The 6,964-nt window shown below is 59.4% G+C and carries 5 protein-coding genes; 3 read left to right on the plus strand and 2 right to left on the minus strand.

Annotated features, from left to right (window positions below):
• Positions 1–143: 143 nt before the first annotated feature.
• Positions 144–2,072 (plus strand): pilus assembly protein TadG-related protein, encoded by a 1,929-nt coding sequence (locus tag ACIPIN_RS28535; protein WP_401124765.1) that lies wholly within the window; start codon positions 144–146, stop codon positions 2,070–2,072.
• On the opposite strand, the gene ACIPIN_RS28540 is transcribed toward ACIPIN_RS28535, so the two are convergent.
• Both ACIPIN_RS28540 and ACIPIN_RS28545 read right to left on the minus strand, forming a co-directional pair.
• Positions 2,069–4,822, minus strand: coding sequence for an ATP-binding protein (locus ACIPIN_RS28540; RefSeq protein ID WP_401124767.1), 2,754 nt, complete (start codon positions 4,820–4,822; stop codon positions 2,069–2,071). The two genes, ACIPIN_RS28535 and ACIPIN_RS28540, sit on opposite strands and share 4 nt — an antisense overlap.
• Positions 4,819–5,259, minus strand: coding sequence for a TadE/TadG family type IV pilus assembly protein (locus ACIPIN_RS28545; RefSeq protein WP_401124770.1), 441 nt, complete (start codon positions 5,257–5,259; stop codon positions 4,819–4,821). The genes ACIPIN_RS28540 and ACIPIN_RS28545 overlap by 4 nt, the downstream gene beginning before the upstream one ends.
• Positions 5,260–5,334: 75 nt before the next feature.
• On the opposite strand from ACIPIN_RS28545, the gene ACIPIN_RS28550 reads away from it, so the two are divergent.
• A complete protein-coding gene (locus tag ACIPIN_RS28550) occupies positions 5,335–5,805 on the plus strand; it encodes a prepilin peptidase (RefSeq protein ID WP_401124772.1) in 471 nt (156 codons plus the stop codon).
• Positions 5,806–5,928: 123 nt separating this feature from the next.
• Positions 5,929–6,696, plus strand: a complete 768-nt coding sequence (locus ACIPIN_RS28555) for a response regulator transcription factor (protein WP_401124774.1) — start codon at positions 5,929–5,931, stop codon at positions 6,694–6,696.
• The last annotated feature ends 268 nt before the right edge of the window (positions 6,697–6,964 follow it).

Genomic DNA, 6,964 nt, shown 5'->3' on the forward strand with positions numbered 1-6,964 from the left:
AAGCTGTTGCACTTCGTTTACGGCGTGCTCAAGTCGGGTCAACCCTTTGACCCGAAACTTGCGCTTGCCCGGTGAGGCTCAAGACGGTATCTACTACACTGCTGGAGGTAGCGCTCGGCAGTGCGCCGGCAAAGGAGTGCTCGATGTCTCCCGCTTCGCAGTTTCGTGGCCCCGCCCGGCAACGTGGCGCTATCGGTTTACTCGCGGCAATGACCTTCGGCCTCGCGCTATTGTTTGCACTGTTGGTGGTCGACAGCGGCCGGCTCTATCTGGAACAGCGCAAGTTGCAACGGGTAGCCGACAACGCCGCACTGGAAGCGGCCAGCCGTGGCGGCACCTGCCTGCCGGGTCTGACGGCAGCCAGTTATGCCGGGCAAAGCGCGGTGCGTAATGCGTTCATCATCAGCCCCACCAGCACCCTGACCACCACCTGCGGTTCGCTGGTGACGGCACCGACCCACCTGCGCACCTTCGTCCCCAGCGTCACGCAATCGACGGCCATTCAGGTAGTTGCCACCAACGTGGTACCGACCAGTGCGGTGGGTGCTCTTCAGGCGTTGTTCAGTGGGGCTTCGGCCAGCGCCAATACCCTGTTGACGGCCACGGCGGTGGGAGCGGGGCCCAAGCCGACGCTGGCGCAGTTAAGCATTCGCAGCTCACTCGCAAGCGTCGACACCGCCAGGTCGAATCTGTTGAATCCGCTGTTCTCGAGCCTTCTGGGCGGCAGCGTGAGCCTGACAGCCCTGGGCTGGGACGGCTTGGTCAATACCGATATCAATCTGCTCAAGTACATGGACCAGTTAGCCATTGAACTGGGGGTGACCGCAGGCGATTACACGGCATTGCTCAACGCACAAGGAACGGTGACTCAGTTCATCCACGCCGCTGCAACGGTTGCGAATCAGAATGGCGCCTCGGCCGATGTGATGACGGCTTTGGCCAATTTGCAGGTAGGGACCACCAATGCTCAGCCGATCAAACTCGGCGATGTACTTCAACTCCAGACGGGCAGCTCGGCGGCCAGTCTGGACGCCACGGTGCAACTGTTCCAACTGGTTCAGGGGTTTGTTCAACTGGCGAATAAAAACAGTACAGTGACCGCCGTTCTACCGGTCAACGTATTGGGTCTGTTGGGTGTGACGACTCGTATAAAAGTGATTGAGCCGCCGCAGTTTTCTGCCGTTGGCGATCCGGAGCTGGCCAAGGCTGACCCGTTGGGCGTGAACCGAATCTATGTGAAGACGGCGCAGGTAAGAGTCCTCACAACGGTCGACCTTTCCCTGATCAACGCCGTGTTGCAGCTGGTTAATACGCTGTTGAGCCCGATCATCGTTTCCATTAACACGCTGCTGGCACCGGGGTGTCTGTTGGCAACCTGTACACAAACAGATCTGCAAATAGTGCCTGAGGGTCTCAATCTGGATGTGGGGATCGAAGCGGGAGTCGGCAGTAGTTATGTCACCGATTACACGTGCGTCAGTCCAACCAGCAAAAGTCTCACTGCGACCACGGACATTGCCGCGCTCAACGTCAAAGTCGGCCGAATCGACCCGGCAATCTGGTTTTCCTCCTCGCCGTTGTCAGCGCTTTCGCCGTTGACCCTGGTCGATATCGGTAGCAAGACCTGCCACGGATTGACCTTTATCTGTGGTCCGCGCACACCGTTTGCCGGCGGCGGCAGCGAGATCATGATTGATGCCTCGATCGCAGGGGCCAGCGATCCGAATTACACCTACAACAACCCCAAGGACATCAATGTTCCGCCATTGCCGCTTCACACTGTTTCGGTATCGGGCGTGGTGGGTAGTTTGAGCGGGACCTTGGGAGGCGTAACGCTGATTCAGCACACACCGACGATTGGCGGTCTGACGGCTTTGCTGCTCAACACGCTGTCATCGCTCTTGGCAGACGCGACAACGGCGCTGATCGGTGCAATCGATGGTTTGCTCGCACCATTGGTCGATCCGTTGATCAATAACCTGCTGCTCAATCTGGGGATCGACGTCAACAAGGTCGATGTGGGCTTCAATCTCACCTGCGGGCAAAAAGGCAAAGCCTACCTGGTGATCTAAGTCTCCTGCGCAATCGGCAACTCGATACAGAACCGCGCACCCTGGACCGAGTTGCGCACGCTCAACCGCCCACCCATGTTCTCGACGATACCGTAGCTCACCGACAACCCCAGCCCGGTGCCGATACCTACCGGTTTGGTGGTGAAGAACGGTTCGAAGATCCGCTCCAGCAAACGTGGATCGATACCGCCACCGTTGTCTTCCACCCACAGCCGCAGCGAGCTGTGGTCGCATTCGGCATACAGCGAAATCCACGGCTTGAACGTTTGATCACCTTCACGCTTGCTCAACAGTGCATCGCGGGCGTTGACCATAAGGTTGATCAGCACTTGTTCCAACTGATCGACATGGCCGCATACGTTGGCCTCGAAACCGATTTCGCTGATCCGCAAATCGATGCCTTTGCCGCGCATGCCTTCGGCCAGCAACGACAGTGTGCCTTCCACCGCTTGCGCCGGGTTGAACAGTTGTTGCTCGATCTCCGAGCGCCGACCGAATACCCGCATGTGATCGACCACCCGTGCTGCGCGCTGGACCTGGGCATCGATGCGGTTGAGCTTGTCTTGCAGGTAATCGATCTGCACGTCGCCGCTGTTCAAGCGTTTGAGCACGTTGACGATGGCCATGCGCATCACGTTCAGCGGCTGGTTGATTTCATGGGCCAGCCCGGTGGCCATTTCTCCGAGGGTGGCCATTTTTGCGCTTTGCGTGAGCTGTTGTTGCGAGCGGCGGACCTCGGTGTTGTCACGGCCCACGGCTTGAATTTCGATCAGGCGACCCTGCTCGTCGAACACCCCGCGATCCGACCAGACCCACCAGGCGTGTTCACGTCCGGGAAGTTGCAGACTGATTTCCGCGGTGCTTACCGGGAACTCCGGCGTCAGTTGGCGCAGGCGCAGCACAAAGGCTTCGCGCTGTTCGGCCGACAGCCAACTGCCCAGATCAACACCGGGCAGTTGTTCGGGCGTGCATTCCAGGTAGGTCGCCAATGGACGATTGCCGAACGTCAGCGTCAAGTCGGGACGATAGCGGCAGATCATCGCGGGCGAATCTTCCACCAGAATCCGGTAGCGCTCCTCGCTTTGCTTGACCTGTTCGGCGGCCAGGGTTGCTTCGGTGACGTCCAGCCACAAGCCGACCGCCTCGACCGGCAGCCCGAGGTCATCGCGCAGCAGCTTGGCTTCATCGAGCAGCCAGTGGTAGTTGCCACTCTGGTCGCATAGACGGTAACGCGCGCGCACGGTGCCCTCGCGCAGCAACTGGCGGGTGCGCTCGAAATACAGGTCGCGGTCTTCGGGATGAACCCGCTCGATCATCGCGTTGTCAGCAAAATCGTTCAGGTTCCAGCCGAGCAACGGCAGCAGGCTGTCGCTGAAAAAACTCGGTTGCAGCGCGCCTTCGACATAGCGCTGCACGTAGATCACCGCCGGCGAACTGGCGATCAGGTTGTCCAGCCGTGCATGGGCGGCGGCAGCTTGCTGTTGCTGATTTTTGATGTCGCTGATGTCGAGCATGAAACCCACCAGCCGCCGCTGCTCGCCTACGCCCAGCGCCTGGCCTTGCAAGCGATACCAGATCGGCGTCTGGGCGTCGTCGGCTCGGTGCAGGCGCACGCACAGCAGCAAAGTCTTGCCGTGTTGTTGCAGGTCCTGCACACGGCTGGTCAACTCCTGGCGGTCGGCCGGATGGATCAGCGTCAGCCACTGAGTCAGCGATAACCGGGCGCTCTCCAGATGCAGAGTGAGCGCCAATTGCGGCGCCAGTTGAACCTCGTCAGTGTTGCCGAACAGCTCCCACCAACCGGTGCCGAGCAAACCTTGCAGGACTTCGAGTCGTTCCAGTTGCTGATGTTGATGTTGCTCGCGCAAACGCCCGAGTAGCGGCCCGGCCAATGCTGCGGCAAGCAGCAGCCAGTCACGCTCGCTGAGCTCCGGAGCGCGCTGTTGCACCGAGTAAAAGCCACAGAGCAACCAGGCCGCGACACCGTGATCATCGCGATAAGGCACCAGAAATCCGTCGGCATTACCGAAAGTCCCCTGCAACCGAGGGTGCTCGCTGAGGCCGTGAGCCACGCTCAAACGCAGCGGGGTGTTGCCGCTCAAACTGTCCAGACTGGTGCCCAGCGACTGACCGGTTTTCCACAGCTGCGGAGCGTCGTGTGCGCTGTACTGGCTGTGGATCAGCCAGCCTTGTTCTTGCTCATCGAGCAGGGCGATGGCGACACAGGGAATGTGCCAGCGCTGGGCCAGACCTTGCAGTTGCTCGATCAGAACCTCGGGCAGGCGCATCAGGCTGCACAGGCGCAGCTGTTCGCTCATGTGCCCCTCGAGCACCTGACATTCCTCGCGGCTGTGGGCCTGTTCACGTTCGTGGAGCAGATCACCAATGTCGAGCAACTGCAGCAGCCAGCCGTCAGGCGTCGGCTGAACCCAGCCGCGCAGGTGCAGGGTTTGTCCGCCGAGGCCGCTGAAGTCCAGGTCCAGACTTTGGCCTTGCCAGTCAGCGGGTGTGCCTTCGACGGCCAGGCGACCGTGGGGCAGCAGGTAATCGATCAGTTGCAGGGATTGCTCGGCGGGCGGATGTTGCGCCAGCGCATGACGCAACGGCCCACTCATTTGCAGCACCCGTCCCTCATGGTTCAGCAGCAGGTGCAAGCCGACGTTCTGCGTCACCAGGCTGTAGGGCGTGTCGGGTTCCTGGAACGGCGGACGATTGAGCAGCCGGCCGAAGAGCTTTTCCCCAGGCGTCAAAATTGAAGACTCGATTGCGCAGTCAGGTTCGTCGGCAGGTTGGGCACGGTGCCGACGCCTGGCAGGACGAGGAACGGGATGACCTGATTGAGTTTGCTGGTGGGGTACGTCACGCTGACCGTCAGCACACCTGCGCTATAGACGGCCGTGGTGTCCACGCCATAGGTGATGTTGAAGGCGCTCGGCACCCAGGACAGTTGATTTTTCAGTACGCTATTTGCCAGGTCCTGCACGGCTTGCGGGTAGTTGGCCGTGTTCGGGTCCAGTGCGACGCTTTGCCGGACCGCCTCGGCAGTGGCCTCATTGAAAGACTGCACCAGCAACAGCGGCAGGCTGTAACTGACGATCCCGTAAAACACTGCAAAAAAGATCACGAACACCAAGGCGAACTCAATCGCCACAGCGCCTTTTTGCTTTCTGGGGAGGCCTGATTTCATGAGTGCGTCTACCCTGACAACATCTACGTGATATCAGCATAGAATCATTCAGCCAAAACGGACGATTTTTACCGGATGCAGAGTTTTGTCCTACTGATCTGGCTGGCGCTTTGCGCAGCGCAGGATGTTCAGCAACGGCATATCGCCAACAGCTTGACGTTGGGAGCAGGGTTGTTGGCGCTGATTTATTTACTGTGGACCGGCACCACCTGGCTGGGCGCACCGGCTGCTCAGGGTGGTTGGGCACTGCTGCTGGCGCTGCTGTTTACCGTGCCCGGTTATGTGTTGGGGCGGTTGGGGGCCGCTGATGTGAAGCTGATGGCGACGATCGGTCTGGCGACCGACAACCTGCATTTGCTCGGCAGTTTTATCGGTGCCGGGGTGGCCAGCCTACTGTGGTTATTGATCGCCCCAAAGGTTTGGCCACATATGAGTCAAGGGCTTAGAGGTCGTCTTCAGTACCTGGCGCCGGAACTGTCAAAAAAAGCGCCCTTCGCGCCCTTCGTGCTGATCGGCGTGCTGCTGACACTGCCCTGGATCCACTAGTCGCGTGGCGCGGCTAGCGCTATGTACATAGTAGGAAAGTACGTCTACTTTCAACTCAGCACCTGTAAGCCAGTGCTGTTGGTACAGGAACTGACAGCCTTCGGACAGGGCATGGAGTTGTAAGTGAACAAGCCTACCTCTGCGGTAAAAGTGCTGGTGGTCGACGACGAACCGCTGATTGTGGAAGAGCTTTGCGAGTTTCTTGAAAGCAGCGGCTACCTGTGCGTGCCTTGTGAGTCCAGCCAGCAGGCCATCGCGCGCTTTCGCGAAGACACCGACATTGGCTTGGTGCTCTGTGATTTGCATATGCCTGGGCTCGACGGTATTCAACTGGTTCAGGAGCTGCAACGCATCGCCGGCAAGCACCGGGCCTTCGAAGCCATCATGCTTACCGGGCGAGCTGACAAACAGGATGTGATCAAGGCCTTGCGCGCCGGGATCGCGGACTATTATCAGAAACCGATTGACCTGGATGAGTTGCTCGAAGGGGTGCGGCGTCAGGAGGTTGCGCTTCAGGAACAGCTGAAAAGTGCGCAGTTGGGGCATTTGAATCAGAAGCTGCAATGTTTGTCCGAGTCCATCGACGATCTTTATCAGGATCTTGATAAGGTTCGTCGTGCTCCGCTTATGTCGTCGGGTGGTGAGGCTGATCGGGAGGAGATGCCGGCGATCTTCAATCAGCTGTCGCCTCGTCAGCTCGATGTTGCGCGGTTGGTGGGCAAGGGGCAGACCAATTACCAGATTGCCTGTGAGTTGGGGATTACCGAGAACACGGTGAAGTTGTATGTGTCGCAGGTGTTGCGGTTGACGCATATGCATAATCGGACGCAGTTGGCGTTGGCTTTGTCGCCGAGTGGTTCGGGGGGGCGGGCGCGGGTGACGGCGCACTAGGCTCTTGGTTTGTTCGTTCGTGTACATATCCGTTTCTGCGGTAACGGCCACTTAGGGTTTCGCCCTGACGGCGACTCACTTTTTTTACAAGCTCCTAAAAAAAGTAAGCAAAAAAACGCTCGCCCCGAGCGTACGGCCCCTCGCTTAGGCTCGGCGTTCCCTCGCTCCGGTGTCCATCAGGGGGCATCGCCTACGGTCTGCTTCGCGACGACCTCCTCTCGATGTGTCCGGCTGCGCCGTACGGCGCTGCGCGCCAACCCCCTGATGA

It is taken from the genome of Pseudomonas sp. NPDC087697 (assembly GCF_044743155.1).
Classification (GTDB): domain Bacteria; phylum Pseudomonadota; class Gammaproteobacteria; order Pseudomonadales; family Pseudomonadaceae; genus Aquipseudomonas.